This is a genomic window from Bacteroides sp. 90-K9/2, from assembly GCF_047310725.1.
GTDB classification, from domain to species: domain Bacteria; phylum Bacteroidota; class Bacteroidia; order Bacteroidales; family Bacteroidaceae; genus Bacteroides; species Bacteroides vicugnae.
In genome coordinates this window covers 1-19,315 of sequence record NZ_JBCGVL010000018.1, presented here as the reverse complement: position 1 = coordinate 19,315, position 19,315 = coordinate 1, and the positions used below count along the sequence as shown (strand labels likewise).

The 19,315-nt window shown below is 40.9% G+C and carries 15 protein-coding genes; 10 read left to right on the top strand and 5 right to left on the bottom strand.

Annotation, left to right across the window (positions count from 1 at the left end; genetic code table 11):
- Positions 1–56 precede the first annotated feature (56 nt).
- Complete coding sequence (hisS, locus tag AAHJ11_RS22165; RefSeq protein WP_320974967.1) at positions 57–1,421, top strand: histidine--tRNA ligase; 1,365 nt, start codon at positions 57–59, stop codon at positions 1,419–1,421.
- A gap of 67 nt (positions 1,422–1,488) precedes the next feature.
- On the opposite strand, the gene hydF is transcribed toward hisS, so the two are convergent.
- The 4 genes from hydF to AAHJ11_RS22145 all read right to left on the bottom strand — a co-directional run bounded on the left by hydF (position 1,489) and on the right by AAHJ11_RS22145 (position 6,770).
- Positions 1,489–2,679, bottom strand: a complete 1,191-nt coding sequence (hydF, locus tag AAHJ11_RS22160; RefSeq protein ID WP_217723103.1) for a [FeFe] hydrogenase H-cluster maturation GTPase HydF — start codon at positions 2,677–2,679, stop codon at positions 1,489–1,491.
- A gap of 92 nt (positions 2,680–2,771) precedes the next feature.
- Positions 2,772–4,193: a [FeFe] hydrogenase H-cluster radical SAM maturase HydG gene (hydG, locus tag AAHJ11_RS22155; protein WP_320974913.1), complete on the bottom strand. Its 1,422-nt coding sequence runs from the start codon at positions 4,191–4,193 to the stop codon at positions 2,772–2,774.
- A 50-nt stretch (positions 4,194–4,243) separates the two neighbouring features.
- Positions 4,244–5,320 carry a [FeFe] hydrogenase H-cluster radical SAM maturase HydE gene (gene hydE / locus AAHJ11_RS22150; protein WP_320974914.1) on the bottom strand — a complete coding sequence of 359 codons (1,077 nt, stop codon included), beginning with the start codon at positions 5,318–5,320 and terminating at the stop codon, positions 4,244–4,246.
- Positions 5,301–6,770, bottom strand: coding sequence for a 4Fe-4S dicluster domain-containing protein (locus tag AAHJ11_RS22145; RefSeq protein ID WP_148364611.1), 1,470 nt, complete (start codon positions 6,768–6,770; stop codon positions 5,301–5,303). Before AAHJ11_RS22145 ends, hydE begins: the two co-directional genes overlap by 20 nt.
- Before the next feature lie 140 nt (positions 6,771–6,910).
- On the opposite strand from AAHJ11_RS22145, the gene AAHJ11_RS22140 reads away from it, so the two are divergent.
- From AAHJ11_RS22140 to AAHJ11_RS22130, 3 genes are all read left to right on the top strand, one after another.
- A complete protein-coding gene (locus AAHJ11_RS22140) occupies positions 6,911–7,084 on the top strand; it encodes a hypothetical protein (RefSeq protein ID WP_004301069.1) in 174 nt (57 codons plus the stop codon).
- Positions 7,085–7,155: 71 nt separating this feature from the next.
- On the top strand, positions 7,156–7,704 hold the full coding sequence (locus AAHJ11_RS22135) for an NUDIX hydrolase (protein WP_148364612.1): 549 nt from the start codon (positions 7,156–7,158) through the stop codon (positions 7,702–7,704).
- 59 nt (positions 7,705–7,763) lie between these two features.
- The gene (locus AAHJ11_RS22130; RefSeq protein WP_148364613.1) at positions 7,764–8,471 is read left to right on the top strand and encodes a DUF5039 family protein; all 708 of its coding nucleotides are present in this window, start codon (positions 7,764–7,766) and stop codon (positions 8,469–8,471) included.
- Positions 8,472–8,871: 400 nt separating this feature from the next.
- On the opposite strand, the gene AAHJ11_RS22125 is transcribed toward AAHJ11_RS22130, so the two are convergent.
- Entirely contained in the window at positions 8,872–9,918 is a 1,047-nt protein-coding gene (locus AAHJ11_RS22125; protein ID WP_148364614.1) for a L,D-transpeptidase, read from the bottom strand.
- A 244-nt stretch (positions 9,919–10,162) separates the two neighbouring features.
- Between AAHJ11_RS22125 and AAHJ11_RS22120 the strand changes: the two genes are divergently transcribed.
- The 6 genes from AAHJ11_RS22120 to AAHJ11_RS22095 form a co-directional block, all read left to right on the top strand.
- Entirely contained in the window at positions 10,163–10,435 is a 273-nt protein-coding gene (locus tag AAHJ11_RS22120) for a co-chaperone GroES (protein WP_004314007.1), read from the top strand.
- 40 nt (positions 10,436–10,475) lie between these two features.
- Positions 10,476–12,113, top strand: coding sequence for a chaperonin GroEL (gene groL / locus AAHJ11_RS22115; RefSeq protein ID WP_148364615.1), 1,638 nt, complete (start codon positions 10,476–10,478; stop codon positions 12,111–12,113).
- A gap of 162 nt (positions 12,114–12,275) precedes the next feature.
- Positions 12,276–13,214: a tyrosine-type recombinase/integrase gene (locus tag AAHJ11_RS22110; protein ID WP_148364616.1), complete on the top strand. Its 939-nt coding sequence runs from the start codon at positions 12,276–12,278 to the stop codon at positions 13,212–13,214.
- 373 nt (positions 13,215–13,587) lie between these two features.
- Entirely contained in the window at positions 13,588–16,149 is a 2,562-nt protein-coding gene (locus tag AAHJ11_RS22105; RefSeq protein WP_320982710.1) for a collagen-like protein, read from the top strand.
- Positions 16,150–16,546: 397 nt separating this feature from the next.
- Complete coding sequence (locus AAHJ11_RS22100; RefSeq protein WP_217723089.1) at positions 16,547–17,485, top strand: tyrosine-type recombinase/integrase; 939 nt, start codon at positions 16,547–16,549, stop codon at positions 17,483–17,485.
- Positions 17,486–17,860: 375 nt separating this feature from the next.
- Positions 17,861–19,315: PL29 family lyase N-terminal domain-containing protein (locus AAHJ11_RS22095; protein ID WP_413580100.1), on the top strand; the 1,455-nt coding region annotated here is incomplete at its 3' end.

Genomic DNA, 19,315 nt, shown 5'->3' with positions numbered 1-19,315 from the left:
CATTGCTCGGAAATTTGCAGTAAATTTGCACAATTAAAATTATAAACAGTAATATGATGGCAGCAAAACCAAGTATTCCTAAAGGAACTCGTGACTTTTCGCCGGTAGAAATGGCGAAGCGTAATTATATATTCAATACGATTCGTGACGTATATCATTTGTATGGATTTCAGCAGATAGAGACTCCTTCGATGGAGATGCTTTCTACACTGATGGGAAAGTACGGCGATGAAGGGGATAAACTACTCTTTAAGATTCAGAATTCAGGAGATTATTTTTCCGGGATTACTGACGAAGAATTGTTAAGCCGTAATGCTGCCAAACTGGCAAGCAAATTCTGTGAGAAAGGTTTGCGTTATGATTTGACAGTACCTTTTGCCCGCTACGTGGTGATGCATCGTGATGAAATCACTTTCCCGTTCAAACGTTATCAGATTCAACCGGTATGGCGTGCCGACCGTCCGCAGAAGGGACGCTATCGTGAATTTTATCAATGCGATGCTGATGTTGTAGGAAGTGATTCATTACTGAATGAAGTGGAATTGATGCAGATTGTCGATGCTGTTTTCAGTCGTTTCAATATTCGTGTATGTATTAAGATTAACAACCGTAAGATTCTTTCCGGTATCGCTGAAATTATAGGTGAATCAGATAAGATTGTCGATATTACCGTAGCGATTGATAAACTGGATAAAATCGGTTTGGATAATGTAAATGCCGAACTGAAAGAGAAGGGGATCAGTGATGAGGCTATTGCCAAGTTGCAGCCGATTATTCTTCTTAGCGGTACGAATGCGGAAAAGTTGGCAACATTGAAAAATGTATTATCAGCCAGTGAAGTAGGATTGAAGGGAGTGGAAGAAAGCGAATTTATCCTGAATACATTGGAAGCAATGGGCTTGAAGAATGAAATCGAACTTGACCTGACACTAGCTCGCGGACTGAACTATTATACAGGTGCTATCTTTGAAGTGAAAGCATTGGATGTGCAGATTGGCAGTATCACAGGAGGTGGCCGTTATGATAATCTGACCGGAGTATTCGGTATGGCAGGAGTGTCGGGAGTAGGTATCTCTTTTGGTGCAGACCGTATCTTCGACGTATTGAACCAACTCGATCTTTATCCGAAAGAAGCTGTAAATGGAACAGAAATTCTGTTTATCAACTTCGGTGAAAAGGAGGCAGCTTTCTCTATGGCAATTCTGGCTAAAGTGCGTGCTGCAGGTATTCGTGCAGAGATTTTCCCGGATGCATCCAAGATGAAGAAACAGATGAGTTATGCCAATGCAAAGAATATTCCGTTTGTAGCTATTGTCGGTGAGAATGAAATGAACGAAGGCAAAGCAATGCTGAAGAATATGGAGACAGGAGAACAGAATCTTGTTTCAGCAGAGGAGCTGATTGCTGTTGTGAAGAAATAAGCAGTTAATAATTTACTATATATTGTGAGAGTTCGGTATTACACCGGACTCTTTTTTTGACTGGGATTTAATACTTTATTTGATCTAGTATGCCATTGAGGAAAGCAATTGCCACTCCATAATTCGTCATAGGAATATGTTGCTCCCGTGCGCGTTCAATACGACTAAGTACGTATTTACGATTGAACATACATGCTCCGCAATGGATAACGAGAGAGTAAGGAGTCAGGTCCTGTGGAAAGTCGGTTCCGGCTACCATATCAATTTGCAGATTCTCTCCAATTCGTTTCCGTAACAAACGGGGAAGTTTCACTCTTCCTATATCTTCTGAAAGGGGAGCGTGTGTACAAGCTTCCGCTATCAGTACACGTGACGATTCCGTTAGTCCTTCAATGGCAGTTGCACTTTCTACATAATAATGAATATCACCTTTATATCCAGCGAAAAGCACAGAGAAAGAGGTTAGTTCACTTTCCTTTGGCTTCTGTTCATAAATAGTCTTGAAGACCTGTGAATCGGTGACGATTAATTTCGGGGGACGGGCAAGAGCTTGCAGGGTTGCCGAAAATTTGTCAGTGGTACAAGTCACTACGAGACATTTCTTATCCAACAATTCGCGGATAGTCTGCACTTGGGGCAGAATCAGTCTGCCTTTGGGAGCCTGAATATCCTGCGGCATGACCAGAAGTACAAGGTCGTTTTCTGTAACAAGCTCTCCGGTGATACTCTGTTGACCGAAATCTGAAGGTAGTTTTTCGAGAATGGCTTGCCGGATCTGTTCAATTCCTGTCTTTTCTTTGACACTGATAAGTAATGGGCGTATTTTACATTCGTTCTCAATATACGTAGCTAAGCTATCGCTATTTTCTCGTATATCTATTTTGTTCAATATCGGAATGACAGGGATATTTTTCTCTTTCAATAATGTCAGCATCTCCTTTTCATGAGAAAAAGTAGTGTCTCCGCATAGTAGCAATGCAATATCCGTTTTCTCGATAGCCTTTAAAGTCCGGCTGATACGCAGCTCCCCCAGTTCTCCCTCATCATCGAACCCCGGAGTATCTATAAACAAACACGGACCAATACCTTGAATTTCCATAGCTTTGGATACAAGGTCGGTAGTCGTTCCCGGAGTATTTGAAACGAGGGCGGTGTCCTGTCCTGTCAATGCATTGATAAGAGAAGATTTACCACAGTTTCGTCTACCGAAAAGGGCTATATGAAGTCTGTTTGCATTTGGAGTATCTGTTAAGTTCATAATTAATAATTTTTTAATGTGCAAATGTGCCAATTGGCTGCGCATGAATGAACTAATTGACATATTAGCACATTGACACATTGGCGTATTATTTAAAATCTAAAATCTCTTTGCCCTGCGGCTATGGCTTTGAGGTTTCGGATAGCTATTTCCCTGATTTTGGGGTTGGGGATCCGGTCTGTTTCTTTTAGAATCAATTCTAATCCTTTCTGGCGGGTATCTTCGGAAGCATAATCTTCCAGATACTCTTTCAGGGTCATCAGTGCATTGGGGCCGCAACAGTTGGCTATCTGGCCGGATTTTACTAATGACATGAAACGGTCGCCTGTCCGTCCTTCCCGGTAACAGGCAGTACAGAAACTGGGGATATATCCGAGTTCGAGCAACCAGTTGACCACTTCGTCCAATGTCCGGGTATCGCTTACGTCAAATTGCGCGGAATTATGGTCGGGTAATTCTGTTTCAGCATATCCGCCTACACTGGTGCGTGAACCGCCGCTGATTTGTGAGATACCCAATTCGAGCACCTTTTTACGTGATTCTTGTGATTCACGTGTGGAAATAATCATTCCCGTATAAGGAACGGCCATACGGATAACAGCTACAATCTTACTGAATATCTCATCGGAGATTGCATTCGGAAAATCTCCCGCATCAATGTCGTCCGCCGAACAGATACGCGGCACGCTGATTGTATGAGGACCTACACCAAATTTGGCTTCCAGATGTTCGGCATGCATTAACAATCCGATAAAATCATACCGATAAGTATTCAAACCGAAAAGCACACCAATACCTACATCATCGATTCCCCCTTCCATGGCACGGTCCATCGCTTCGGTGTGATAGGCGTAATTACTCTTGGGGCCGGTGGGATGAAGCGCTTCGTAGTTGTCCTTGTGATAAGTCTCCTGGAATAAGATATACGTACCGATACCTGCCTCTTTTAATCGGCGATAATTTTCTACTGTAGTGGCTGCGATATTTACGTTTACGCGGCGGATAGCTCCGTTTTTATGTTTGATACTGTAAATCGTTTGAATAGATTCCAGAATATATTCTATCGGATTTAGTGACGGATGTTCACCCGCTTCAAGAGCGAGCCGCTTATGTCCCATATCCTGCAAGGCAATCACTTCCCGGCGAATTTCCTCCTGCGTCAGCTTCTTGCGTGCAATCGTTTTGTTTTTAGCATGATACGGACAATATACGCAACCATTTACGCAATAGTTTGATAAATAAAGTGGTGCGAACATGACAATGCGGTTGCCGTAAAACTTCTGTTTGATTTCTTTGGCGAGATGAAAGATACGTTCTATCAGGTCAGGTTGGTTACATTCCAGCAGAACGGCTGCTTCCCGGTGCGTCAGTCCTTTGCACAGAGCAGCTTTTTCAATCAGTTGTTCAATCAGGACACGGTTATCCTTATTCTTCTGCGTATATTCCAGCGTATCCAGAATCTCTTCATGATGGATAAACTCTTCTGCTTTTGATGAATCTTTTTGGTATATCATATATTTTCTGTTTTTTCACCATGAGTTGCCCGAATATCACAGATTAAGATTTAATCCGAAATAAATCTTTGTGAATCTGTGCAGTCCGTGGTGCACTTAAAGTCGCCTCTTTCGGTAGAAATCTCGTAACCGATGGCATTCAACTGCTTTTGTAAGGCAGCCAGCCCTTCGGCAGATTCCGCTCCGAGTGAAGCTTTGTCATTGTATAATTCGTATTTTCTTCGCTCCTCCCGGGGAGACAGGTTGGGCATAACCACATTGGCACCTGCTAAAATACCCCGTTCCCTGCCATCAGGAATGAGAGTGGCAAGAGCTGTTGTTGCCGGAATCAATGCGGACGGATGCATCAGGCGGAAGATGGATAATAGAAGAATCGTCTGTTCCACCGTTCCGCTGGGATGTTCTGCAAAAGGCGTGTCATGATGCGGCAGGAAAGGTCCGATGCCAATCATTTCCGGGCGGAGCTTTTCTATAAACAATAGATCCTCAATGATATGCTCTACTGTTTGTCCCGGACTGCCGACCATAATTCCGGTTCCTGTCTGATAACCGATCTCTTTCAAATCCGCTAAACATTGCAGACGTTGTTTGCCGGACATTTCCGCCGGATGCAGTTGCCGGTAATGCAACTCATTATAAGTTTCGTGACGTAACAGATAACGGTTGGCTCCGGCACGGAAGAAACGTTCGTATGCCTCACGTGATTTTTCACCGAGCGACAGCGTAATGGCACAATCCGGATACTCCTGTCTGATACGGGCGACGGTCATTTCTATCTGATCGTCTGTCAGTGCAGGATCCTCTCCTCCTTGTAATACAAAGGTGCGGAATCCCAGTTCATAGCCCTGTTTGCAACAGTCCAGTATACTCTTCCGGCTTAACCGGTAACGTTCGATATTCGGATTTCCTTTTCGAATACCACAGTAATAACAGTTATTCCGGCAGCAGTTGCTGATTTCAATCAGTCCGCGGATATAAATTTTGTTTCCGAAGTGGAGGAGTGTGACTTCCTGCGCCTGTTTATTGATGTAACGCAGATTTTCTGCGTCACATCCGGTCAACAGTTGCCGGAATTCTTCCGGTGTCAGTGTTCTTTCCTGTCGTAGTTTATCGATCCATTGTTTCATAGCTCTCTTTCCGTTTGAGCAGCTCTTGTGCCAGTTGGCGACGTCCCGAAACAATGTCATTATGCGTACTCGGTCCGGTGATACATCCTCCTTCGCATGCCATCACTTCAATAAACTGTCCGGCAGCCTTTCCCGTCTTGGCACAGGCACGCAGCAGAGCGATATTCTTTTTATTGATGTCCGACACTTGTATCGCATTGATTTTCTCCGCTTCTTCTTTCAGATAAGCTTTGACAGCTCCCATCACACCACCTGCCTGTGCAAATCCGTGTGCTTCGCGAACGGAAGTATGTAATACGGAGAACTCCTGCATTTGTTCCAGCTGAATGTCCAGCCCGTCGAGAATCGAACCGATTTCTTCGAACGTCAGGATATAATCCACAGCTTCATCGCGGCGTACTTCTTTTCGTTTTGCTACGCAAGGACCGACAAATACAATCTTAGCATCCGGATGCTTTTCTTTGGCAATCCGTGCGGTGTAGTACATCGGTGATCCGGTGGTAGAAACATAAGGTTTCATATCCGGAATATGTTTCTCTACCAGTTCGATATAAGAAGGACAACAGGAAGTTGTCATAAACTTCTGACCCTCTTCCAACTTCTCCAACAACTCGTGAGCTTCATTGCTAGTGGTTGACATGGCGCCTTCGGCCACTTCGATCACATCGGTAAATCCTATTTCTTTGAAAGCACCGTATACTTGTCCGATGGAAGTCTTGAACTGTCCCAAAATAGATGGAGCAATGATGGCAACCATCTTTTCTCCTTTCCGGATCCGTTGCAATACATCGAACGTTTGCGAGATTTCGAAGATAGCACCGAACGGACAAGCATTCATGCATTTTCCGCAATAGATACATTTGCTTTCATCAATATACTCTATACCATGTTCATCTTTACTGATAGCCTTTACCGGACAAGATTCTTCACAAGGTACGGGAATATATACAATAGCGTGATAAGGACAACTTTTGTGACAAATACCGCAACTGACACACGTGTCATGGTCAATCATTGCCTGACCGTTTTTCTTGAAACGTATCGCATCCTTGGGGCAGTTCATATAACAGCTACGTGCCACACATCCGCGGCAAAGGTTGGTTATTTCATAATTGATTTGTATGCAGGAAGAACAGGCCTCATCGATGACGCACATGATATTCTCCTTTTCCGGTTCGGGGCGGCTCAATGCCAGTCGTGCATATTCGGAAAGCGGGGTAACTTCGTCGTGTTCGTCTGTCATATCCAGACCCATCAAGGGAAAAGTCTTGTATCTCCACACCGCACGTTCTTTGTGTATACAACAACGTCCTACAGGTTTTGATTTTCGTGGACTCAACTCAATCGGGAGCCGGTCTATCTTTTCCACTAATTCATCGTTTTTCCAGAGTCTGACAAGGTCCGCCAGCAATTTATGCCGGACAATCATAATATTATTCGTAAATGCCATATTGTAATAAAAGGTTGTTAGTTGGTGCAAAGATACGAACACTATTTCAATATTTAAGTTTTTTGAAACATTCTTGTAACTTTTTTGTAGCCTTCGCGTGCTATCTTTGTGGTGGACAAAAAATAAGAGGAGGCAGAGTTATGAATAGCAGTATTTTTGAACAGCGCAGTCGTTTTGCCATGATTGGTGCATTGATGGTTATTATCAGCCTGATGTTTTTATTCTACATGGGAAGTTCTTTGGTAAGCTCTACCAAAAAATATCTGGAGCAGATACATGAGATAGAGATCACTTGTATCGACACGGACGAATAAAAACAAGCAACCGGAAGGATAGGATAATCCGGAGGAAATTTGTATTTTTGCCGGAAGAAAAAACAGACCTTATGGAAGAAAAGAATAAAGCTTGGAAAACGGTGAGTAGCAAATATTTATTTCGCCGTCCATGGCTGACTGTGCGTTGCGAAGATATGCTACTTCCCAATGGTAACCATATCCCCGAATATTATATCCTTGAGTATCCCGACTGGGTAAATACCATTGCCATTACCAAAGACGGTAAATTCGTTTTTGTCCGCCAGTACCGTCCGGGAATCGAACGAACTTGTTATGAACTGTGTGCCGGTGTCTGCGAGAAGGAAGATGCTTCGCCATTGGTGTCCGCCCAGCGTGAATTGTGGGAAGAAACGGGCTATGGAAAAGGAAACTGGCAAGAGTATATGGTGATTTCCGCTAATCCGAGCACTCATACCAATCTGACCTACTGCTTTCTTGCCACAGACGTAGAACTGATAGATCATCAACATCTTGAAGATACTGAAGATATCACTGTACATCTGCTCACATTGGAAGAAGTGAGAAGCCTGCTAGATAAGAACGAAATTATGCAAGCACTGAATGCTGCTCCATTATGGAAATATATCGCAAATCTGTAATTGTGTTTGGAATTCTGTAGAGAAATAATAACTTTGGAGAAAAATTAAATCATTTTATTATGAAAACAGTTTTATGGAGTATTTTTTGTTTGTTTCTCTCCGGATGGGGAAGTATGCAAACGGCATCAGCGCAGGACTTGAAAGAGATGGAAAAGAACTTGTCTGCCATCAACGAGGAATTGAGTCAAAAGACAAAAGAATATAGTTGGCAGCTTGCAGCGGCTTACGCGGATTACTGTGAAGCAAACAATAAATATATAAGTTGGAACGATTTGCCTTATCTGCAACAGGTTGTCGAATATGAGCGTCCTGCTTCTTTGGAAACTTTCCGGTTGGAGCATAAGGCTGCAAAAGACGAGTTGGATAAGTTTTTAAATACATATAAGGAATATAGGGATCTCAAGAAGAAACAGACTGAAGCAGTGACCAAGGAGCAGAAAGATGCTGTATCTGCAGCCTTTGCTGCTTTTTGGAAAAAGTTGAGAAGCGAAGAAAATTCTTATAAAGATTTATATTACGCCGAACGAAAAGCGATCTGCAAATATAGATCGGAGGCCTTGCGGCATGTAATTGCCCATTATAAGGAAGAAAAACAGGAAGTTCCTACTTCTTTTATAAAATATTCAGAACGGTCTTATTTATTGCAGAAAGGTTCTGCTTTGGAGTTGATGCAGAAAGAAATAAGTGCATTGGAAAGTGTGCAGAGAGAACTTGTACGGAATATAACGAGAGCAAAGTATGGCTTGAATGAGACTGAAGAGAAATAAAAGAGAATTTTACACACGCTTGATAAGATAATACGGGATAATCCCTTTTTATGCTGGAGGTCTGGACTGAAAAGTTCAGGCCTCTTTATCTTTCCCCTCAAGTATATATAGAAAAGTTTCTTTTCTCCCTATGCAAACTTCCTTTGCATGGGAAGTAAACTTATTAAGGTTATAGGGTAATCTATAAACGCAACTTTTGTTTATAAAATTGCAACTTGCATTTATATAAATGAAACTTCCGTTTTTATAAACGCAACTTGCGTTTATAGATTGAAGTAAAGGGGAAGTAACTTTGCCCGGTAGGGAAAGCAAGTTCTCTCCTTATCGAAAAGAAGTTTTCTAATAATACTTTGAACGATAGATAGTGAGGATTCGGACAGGGATGTATGTTTGTTCAGCGCTATTCCAATACAAAAATAATAGTCTCATTTACAGGTGCCCAGTCATAGATAAACTTGGCGTGGGAAGTCGCGTTTCGTACACACATATGCGAACGCGGTGTCGTTCCCAACGACGGACTATATTCAATCTGCGTCTTGCGGGGAGCATTGACCGGTACTCCATGGATATAGGCCCCATCTGTGAAACGGCTGGCATAAGGCGCATAACCTCCCGTTTCTTTCGAACCGTCTTTTAAAAATACCATCTTTACTTTCTTTTCCTGTAAAACAAACATACCTAACGGAGTTTCCTGTGCATATGGCGGCAGATGACGTCCCGTAGTGGAAGGATTCATACTGCGAACCACCCATTGACCTTTTCCGCTACGTTCGAGAGAAGTGATGTTCTGATTGTGGCGGTCTATGAAAATAGCTTTGTTAAAAACAACCGTATCTCCGATTACTTTGACATACTTTTTAGGAATCATCCATTCATCTCCGGTAAACACCGGTTCTGCTTTAATGAATTTTTCTCCATTTTCGATGAAACGGGTCAGTTCTCCATCCTGCCCGTAACGTTCGGGTACCAATGTGTCAGTCAGCAAATAAAGTGGAACGGATTGATAACGTTCTATACCGAGTGTATCTGCCACTCGTCCGTAAGCATTTCTTTTGAAACTTCTCACCAGTGGCGCTTCTCCATTCCTGTTTTTGTAATTCTGGAGAATTGCCCACGTGGAAGGCTGCAACTGTATATTTTCGAGTAAGGCCAGCTGTTCTTTGATTTTATCCCATTGAAACTGCCGGGTAGTGTCTTTATAAGGATAGATATCATCCAATGTATATTGGTCGTACAACAAATCTTTAGTGATTTGTATCTGCTCTGCTGTGAGTTTTTTATCAACTGGTTTAACTTCGGGTTGAACTATTGTATCTTGCAACAGCGAGTCTGTTTGTTGTCCGTGTACAGGAGGAATCTCTCCTGAACGCGAAGTGCAGGAGTAGAAAACGCAAGAGGCGATGATGAGGCCGGATGCTATTCTATTCATATTATTTATACAGTGCATTTGATGGTTCGTTTACGAATATACGTCATTATAAGGAATAATCCTTTTGTTTTGTTTAAAAAGTGGGAGACAAATATACTTTTTTGCCATACAATGCAAGTTGTCAGTCATTTTGTCAGTCAAATTCTGACAAAGAATCATTTATTTACTTTGGCACGCTTTTCGCAATAACTTTAGCGTTCCGCCTGAAAAATGGCGGATAACATCTACTATTAAATGTATAACTAAAATATAACAAGTAACTATGAACATTAAACCATTAGCAGACAGAGTGCTTATCCTCCCTGCACCTGCAGAAGAAAAAACAATTGGTGGTATCATTATCCCTGATACAGCAAAAGAAAAACCTTTGAAGGGTGAAGTTGTGGCAGTAGGTCACGGTACGAAAGACGAAGAAATGGTATTGAAAGTAGGCGATACAGTTCTTTATGGTAAATATGCCGGAACAGAACTTGACGTTGAAGGTACTAAATATCTGATCATGCGTCAGAGCGATGTTCTCGCTGTTTTGGGTTAATTAATAATAGTAAATAAATCTTTAAATAGTAAATAAAGAAATGGCAAAAGAAATATTATTCAATATCGATGCCCGTGACCAATTGAAAAAAGGTGTCGATGCTTTGGCAAATGCAGTAAAAGTAACTCTGGGCCCGAAAGGACGTAACGTTATCATCGAGAAGAAATTCGGTGCTCCGCACATCACAAAAGATGGTGTGACAGTAGCAAAGGAAATCGAATTGTCAGATGCTTACCAGAATACTGGTGCACAGTTAGTAAAAGAAGTTGCTTCTAAAACAGGTGACGATGCCGGTGACGGTACAACTACTGCAACCGTTCTTGCACAGGCTATCGTAGCTGAAGGTTTGAAAAACGTAACTGCCGGTGCTAGCCCGATGGATATCAAACGTGGTATCGACAAAGCCGTTGCCAAAGTGGTAGAATCAATCAAGGATCAGGCTGAAACTGTAGGTGACAACTATGACAAGATCGAACAGGTTGCCACTGTATCTGCAAATAACGACCCGGTAATCGGTAAATTGATTGCTGACGCTATGCGTAAGGTTTCTAAAGACGGTGTGATCACTATCGAAGAAGCAAAAGGAACAGATACTACTATCGGTGTAGTAGAAGGTATGCAGTTCGACCGTGGCTATTTGTCAGCTTACTTCGTGACAAATACGGAAAAGATGGAATGTGAGATGGAGAAACCTTACATCCTGATCTATGACAAGAAGATTTCTAACCTGAAAGATTTCTTGCCTATCCTCGAACCGGCTGTACAGACAGGTCGTCCGCTGTTGGTCATTGCAGAAGATGTAGATAGCGAAGCGTTGACTACATTGGTAGTAAACCGTCTGCGTTCTCAATTGAAGATTTGTGCTGTGAAAGCTCCGGGTTTCGGTGACCGTCGTAAAGAAATGCTGGAAGATATCGCTATCCTGACAGGTGGTGTTGTTATCAGCGAAGAAAAAGGTTTGAAACTGGAACAGGCTACCATCGAAATGTTGGGTACTGCTGACAAAGTTACAGTTACTAAAGACTATACAACTGTTGTAAACGGTGCAGGTAACAAAGACAGCATCAAGGAACGTTGCGAACAGATCAAAGCACAGATTGTAGCAACTAAGTCTGACTATGACCGTGAGAAATTGCAGGAACGTCTGGCTAAATTGTCAGGTGGTGTGGCTGTTCTCTATGTAGGTGCTGCTTCTGAAGTAGAAATGAAAGAAAAGAAAGACCGCGTGGACGATGCTTTGCGTGCAACTCGTGCTGCTATCGAAGAAGGTATCATCCCGGGTGGTGGCGTAGCTTATATTCGTGCAATCGACACTATCGAAAATATGAAGGGTGACAATGCTGACGAAACAACCGGTGTTGAAATCATCAAGCGTGCTATCGAAGAGCCACTTCGTCAGATCGTTGCTAACGCTGGTAAAGAAGGTGCGGTAGTTGTTCAGAAAGTACGTGAAGGCAAAGGTGACTTTGGTTACAATGCTCGTTTGGATATTTACGAAAACTTGCACGCTGCCGGTGTAGTGGACCCTGCTAAGGTTGCTCGTGTAGCTTTGGAAAATGCAGCTTCTATCGCTGGTATGTTCCTGACTACTGAATGTGTAATCGTAGAAAAGAAGGAAGATAAGCCAGAAATGCCGATGGGTGCTCCCGGAATGGGAGGCATGGGCGGAATGATGTAATTCCGGCTTTCGCTTAGAAATATATAATTAAGGATAAGAACCACTTTCCCTGATAGGGGAGGTGGTTCTTTTTTTGGTATTCCTGCAACATCTCTGCCTTCAATTTGTTCGATTGTTGAAATACTCCTATATTTATTGTCTAATTTATTAATAAATCGTGAGATGTTGAAAGTAGTAACATTTATGAAGCAAGTAGCCCGTGGGCTACAGATGGGGGGAAACTTTGGTACTGCTCATGTATACCGTAGCAGTCTCAATGCCATCATTGCTTATTGTGGGAAAGAGGATTTCACCTTTGATGAGGTGAATCCGGAGTGGTTAAAAGGGTTTGAAGTACATCTTCGTAGTCGTGGTTGTAGCTGGAATACCGTCTCCACTTATTTGCGCACGTTTCGTGCAGTTTATAACCGTGCCGTTGATCTTCGTAAGGCACCTTATATTCCTCACCTGTTCCGTTCTGTTTATACAGGCACTCGTGCCGATCATAAACGTGCGTTGGGTGATGAGGATATAAAGAGGGTATTTGTCAAGTTGTCACAGACTTTACCTTGTTCGCAGTCGCTGCGTAAGGCACAGGAATTCTTTATCCTAATGTTTTTATTGCGTGGTTTGCCATTTGTCGATCTCGCCTATTTGCGTAAAAGTGATTTACGTGATAATGTGATTACGTATCGCAGGCGTAAGACAGGACGCACCTTGTCTGTGACACTGACCGCGGAAGCGATGGTTTTGGTAAAGAGGTATATGAATCGTGACAGTTCTTCTCCTTATCTGTTTTCTTTGTTGAAAAGCCGTGAAGGTACTCGGGAAGCTTATCGTGAATACCAGTTGGCATTGCGCACATTCAATCGTCAGTTGATGTTGTTGGGCGAATTGTTGGGACTGGGTGATAGGTTGAGTTCCTATACTGCACGCCACACCTGGGCTACGACAGCTTATTATTGTGAGATTCATCCGGGTATTATTTCCGAAGCGATGGGGCACTCTTCTATCACTGTGACTGAAACGTATTTGAAGCCTTTCAGGAATAAGAAAATTGATGAAGCTAATAAGCAGGTAGTTGATTTTGTTAAGCGGTCTATTTGTGGATTAACCGCTTGATAAATAGTCTGTTACTTTATAGGTAACGGGAGTAATACCGATGCAAATATGAGCATATTTCTTAAAACAACCAAACGAAATCGCACATTTTTTCTAATAAAGCACTCAAAAGGAGAACACAAGCATATAAAACACGTGGATTCTTTGTATTAGGGCTTGTTAACCTCTAAATTTTGCACAAGATTTCCCTCCCCTCTACCGTTTCCTTGAGGTAGGGGTTAAAAAGTTTCATTGCATATTATATCCTTTTCTAGTATTGACTACTCTCAAAGAGCAGGCACAGAGGTTCTTCCGTTACCTATAAAGTAACGGGCATGCTATTATTGAAACTTAGTGTTTAATAATATATTATTAATGTAATTTTTAAGTAGTTATGAAAAGAAAATTTGTAAAAGTGATGTTCTTCGGGGCGTTGGCACTTTCTACTGTCACCTATGTAGGCTGTAAAGACTATGATGATGACATCGACAATCTGCAGACACAGATTGACGCAAACAAAGCTAGCATTGCCGAGTTACAGAATTTTGTGAAAGAAGGTAAATGGGTAACCGCTGTAGAACCAATTACTGATGGATTTAAAATAACTTTTAATGATGGTAAGAGTTATTCTATCGTAAGTGGTGCTGCAGGGGCAAGTGGTACAAAGATTGAGATTGATCCTACTACAAAGAATTGGATTATTGATGGGGAGGACACTGGTATTTGTTCTGAAGGACAGAAAGGTGATAAAGGAGATCAGGGCGACAAAGGTGACCAAGGAGATAAGGGTGACCAAGGTGACAAAGGAGAACAAGGAGATAAAGGGGAAGATGGAAAATCGCCACGTATATCTGCTGATGGCTTTTGGGAAGTTTGGGATGCAGAATCTGGAGAATATAAAAAGACAGAATATGAAGCAGCTTCTCATATCTATGTGACAGCTGATCCTGAAAATCCATTGGTTTGGATATTGAATGTTCTCAATAACGAAACTAAAGAATGGGAAAAGGTTTCTATGCCGAAAGCTGCTCGTATCACTAGTATACGTGCACTTGGCGAAAAAGATGGAAAGGTAGATTTGGGTTCTACTCAAGCTATAGCTACTTTACTCTATGGAGTCGTTGAAGAAGAAAAAGGAGTTACTTTTAATGAAATAACATATCCGAAGGGTACATTCCTTTCTGCCAGAGGTAGTGTAATTTATGCTATGATTAATCCGGTAAATCTGGAACTTAAAGATATACAATCTTATGAAATCGGCTTGACTGATTCTAAAGGTAATACAAATTTTGTTGTATCGGCTATTGATGCGAATATGAGTGAGACTGCTCTGACTCGTGCTGAAAGTACAGCAAATAAAGGCCTTTATAATTTGACAATAAAGTTTGCAGAAGGAGTGGATCCGGATAATTTGAAAGATGATATTGCTTATGCACTAACAACAAAAGATGCATGGGGCAATGAAATCATTTCTCAATATGATGTGAAAGTTACGACAGACGAAACGGAGAAAAAGATTGATAATAAAGAACTGACGAAGCCTTTCAAAACTGTTTATTATTTAGATGAATTGGTTGGTGAACAATTAAATGACGTAGTCGATTATAACTATAGCATCAAAGATGAAGATCTTAAAAAACTCGATGCTACATTCGATAAAGATAATAAAACAATTATCGCTAATAAGGAGGGATCATTGACTGTTATTATCAATTATCTTACTACTGCAGGAAAGAAATACGAGGAAGCTAATGGTGCTAGGTTGGATTTAACATTTGAATATAAGTCAGAAGAAGCTCAAATTGCAGATATGACTTGGGTTGTAAATGGTGATAACCTTACAGCAACTTCAGAGATTGTAGGTCCTTCAGTAGATATCATAAAGGAAAAGATCGCTCGTATTGACTGGAAAATTGCTTATACTGACGGTAAAGTCGAAATCAATGGACAGAAAAACTTGGAATATGTAGACGACGATGAAAGTATTACTTTAGCTTTGGAAGGCTTGGATAAAGATGGAAATAAAACAGAAGAGGCTGATAAGATCGTTAAATATGTGATTAAAGCTACATTTAAGCCTACTAAGATTGCTGCAGTTTCTCATACCGCGACTGTTAAATTCATTAATAATGCCCCTGATGAAGGTTTGAATAACGATGTTTTGTATGAGACATCTTTCACTATTATGATAGATCAGCAAGATAGCAAATTGTTCAAATTTGAACGTGCAGAATCTTACTTTAGCAATGATAATGCAACGGCTTATGGTAAAGCTGAAGATGGGGAAATTTCTTATGATCTTTATACTTTGTATAAGAATACAACAGCTCTTGCAAATGGTAAGCTGTATATAACATTTACTGAGGAAAGACCTTCCAAAGTCGAGAACAATCAAGAAAAGTATGCTCCTGCATGGTTGGATAAAGTTGATGAACCGACAGCAAATTCTGTTATTGCAGTTGAAACTTTTGGCAATTGGGGTGGTGCTTATGATAGTCGTTATATTACTGCATCTTATGCTCCGTTCGGTAACCCTCTATTGAATGCTATTAAGGATAGATTCAACTTAACAGTGAAATCTGAAATATTTGAAGGAATTTTCGAGTATATAGGAGAAGAGGGCACTAAGGATAAACCATTTGAAGTAGATGGAGGACATTCACAGGATTTGTTAGCGGAAAATTTCAAGAAAGAAGATGCTTACGGAAAGGAATATCTGTTTGACGATTCTAGAATTAAATCTGTAACACTTAAACTTGCAAATCAGAATGCAAAAGATTACTTGAAGTTAAGTACTACGGACTTTATTTCAGCTGAAGAGGGAATAGTTGTAATCTCTAAGAAAGATTCTGCAACTCCGATTGTTAATCCTCCTGTATGTGAAATTAATGTTGAGATTACTGACGAATGGGGTAAGACAACGATTGAGACGATCTTTGTGAAAGTAATTAAGTAAGACTATAAATAATACTTATATGTAAGGTCTTAACCTTTCAAAAAGATATATTATATACAAAAAGGTAGATAGAAAGTTGTGTTTGTGAAAGTACAACTTTCTAATAAACCTACATTACCAAAAGGGATACCTCCCTTATTTCCCACAGGTATCCCTTTTTTTGTCTCATTACATCTTCTTATTTGCACTAGAACCAATTTGCTAGTCCCTTATTTCCCTATAGATTAAGGAGATGTTTTGAGAGTATAGAAAGCCCGGGCTTGCGAAAGTCCGGGCTTTTTGTACTCTTTTGTCTTTGAAACATCTTAGCCGTTTCCTTTGTTTGTTCATGCGAGGTATTTCCATTGATGGGATAATACTCGTATATTTATCGTCTAAATTATTAATAAATTATGAGATGTTGAAAGTACTAGCATTTATGAAGCAGGTAGCCACTGGGTTACAGATGGAGGGAAACTTTGGGACTGCACATGTTTATCGTAGTAGTCTGAATGCCATCATTGCTTATCGTGGGAAAAAAGATTTTGTTTTTAGTGAAGTGACTTCGGAGTGGTTGAAAGGGTTCGAAGTATATCTTCGCAGTCGTGGATGTAGTTGGAACACTGTTTCCACCTATTTACGGACCTTTCGTGCGGTTTACAATCGTGCGGTCGATCTTCAGAAGGCTCCTTATGTTCCTCATTTGTTTCGTTCGGTTTATACCGGGACGCGAGCTGACCATAAACGTGCGTTGGGTGATGAGGACATGAAGAAGGTATTTACTAAATTATCTCGTACATCGGGTGTACCATTAGCGGTATATCAGGCGCAGGAGCTATTCATCCTGATGTTTTCGCTTCGTGGTATGCCGTTTGTCGATCTTGCTTATTTGCGTAAGAGTGATTTGCGCGATAATGTAATAACGTATCGCAGGCGTAAAACAGGGCGGCCATTGTCGGTGACATTGACTCCGGAAGCAATGGCTTTGGTAAAGAAATACATGAATCGTGATTCTTCTTCTCCTTATTTATTTCCGTTGTTGAGAAGTCGTGAAGGGACCAAAGAGGCTTATCGCGAATATCAGCTTGCATTACGTAGCTTTAACCAGCAGCTGATGTTATTGGGTGAATTGCTCGGATTGGGAGATAAACTTAGTTCGTACACCGCCCGTCATACCTGGGCTACGACGGCTTATTATTGTGAAATTCATCCGGGTATTATTTCTGAAGCGATGGGACATTCGTCTATCACCGTCACTGAAACCTATCTGAAACCTTTCAGGAATAAGAAAATTGATGAAGCAAATAAGCAAGTTCTTGATTTTGTGAAGCGTTCAGTGACAGGTGTAAGTGCTTGAAAATTATTCCGTTACTCTGTAGGTAACGGGAATGAATATCGGTGCAAATATGAGCATATTTCTTAAAACAACCAAACGAAATCACACATTTTTTCTAATAAAGCATTCAAAAGTAGAACTAGAACAAATAAAACACACGGATTCTTTGTATTAGGGCTTTGTTAACTTCTAAATTTTGCAAAAGATTTCCTTCCCCTCTACTGCCTTTCAGAAGCAGGGGTAAAAAAGTTTCATCGCATTTAGTATCATTTTTCAGTATTGACTACTCCAGAAGAGCAGGCACAAAGGTTTCTCTGTTACCTACAGAGTAACGGGCATGCTATTATTGAAACTTAGTGTTTAATAATATATTATTAATGTAATTTTTAAGTAGTTATGAAAAGAAAATTTGTAAAAGTGATGTTCTTCGGGGCGCTGGCACTTTCTACTGTCACCTATGTAGGCTGTAAAGACTACGATGATGACATTGACAATCTGCAAACACAGATTGATGCTAATAAGGCTAGCATTGCTGATCTGCAGAAATTTGTAGATGCTGGTAATTGGGTGAAGAGTGTAGAACCTGTTACTGGTGGATTCAAGGTAACATTTAACGATGGAAAATCTTATAGCATCGTAAATGGTGCTAAAGGTGATAAGGGTGACAAAGGTGATACTGGTGCTCCGGGAGTGGCTGGTGGTCAGGGAACTCCAGGATCAAAAGTGACTATTGATCCGGAGACCGGAGAATGGTTGATTGATAAAAAAGGTACTGGATGGTATGCAAAAGCTACAGACGGACATTCACCTTACATTGCGGATGGAACTAATGGTGATAAAGGCTATTGGTATTTTTGGGATGATAAGGCTAATGATGGAAAAGGCGGTTTCGTAAAAGGAGATAAAGCACAAGGCGACCGGGGCGAAGTCACGGAAGGAACAAATGGCAAATCTCCATATATTGAAGATGGATATTGGTATTATTATGATGATGCCGCTAGCAAATTTGTACAAGGTCCTCAGGCTACAGGTGCAGATGGAGTATCTCCTTTCATTGATGAGGATGGTTATTGGTGTTATTGGGATATCAATGCTAAAAATGAAGACGGAACTAAAGGTAAGTTAGTACGTGGAGATTATGCCCAAACAAGTGTATATGTTGTTGAAGCAGCAGACAGACCAGCATGGGAACTTCATGTCGGTGCACTTAAAGAAGATGGATCTTATACTGATAAAACTATTATATTGCCAACAGCAGATAAATTGTCAAGTATGACTGTTGTGTCAATTGCTGATGGAAAAATTAGTGAAGGTATGAGTGAGGTAACAATGTATTATGGTATATTGGCTAAAGGTACTACTGTTAAGTTCCATAATGTAACTTATGGTTCTACAGAAAAAGCTACTACTTTAGTTGGTGCAAATAGCTCTGTAATGCATGCATTAATCAATCCGGTTAGTGTTGACTTCTCTGAATATCCTGTTGAATTGATTAATTCTCATGGGGAGGTCTGTTATACAGTTCTATCAAAAGAAAAGAATCTTTCTGAAAATCCTTTAACCCGTGCGGACGGCGAAAAGAAATGGAATCAGGGAATTTATGATCTTACAGTTTCTTTGATTGCAGATAAAGCAGCCGATAATAACTTGAATAATAAAGCAATAGCTTATGCTTTACGTGCTAAAGATGCTTGGGGAAATAATATCATATCAAATTATGATGTGAAGGTTATTGCTAAAAATGAGGCTTTGGATATTACTAATAAAGAAGTAGATGTGGTTTATACATCATCTGCAAAACTTGATGAATTGTTTGCTGGCGAATTGTCCAAAGTTGCGGCTCATTATTAT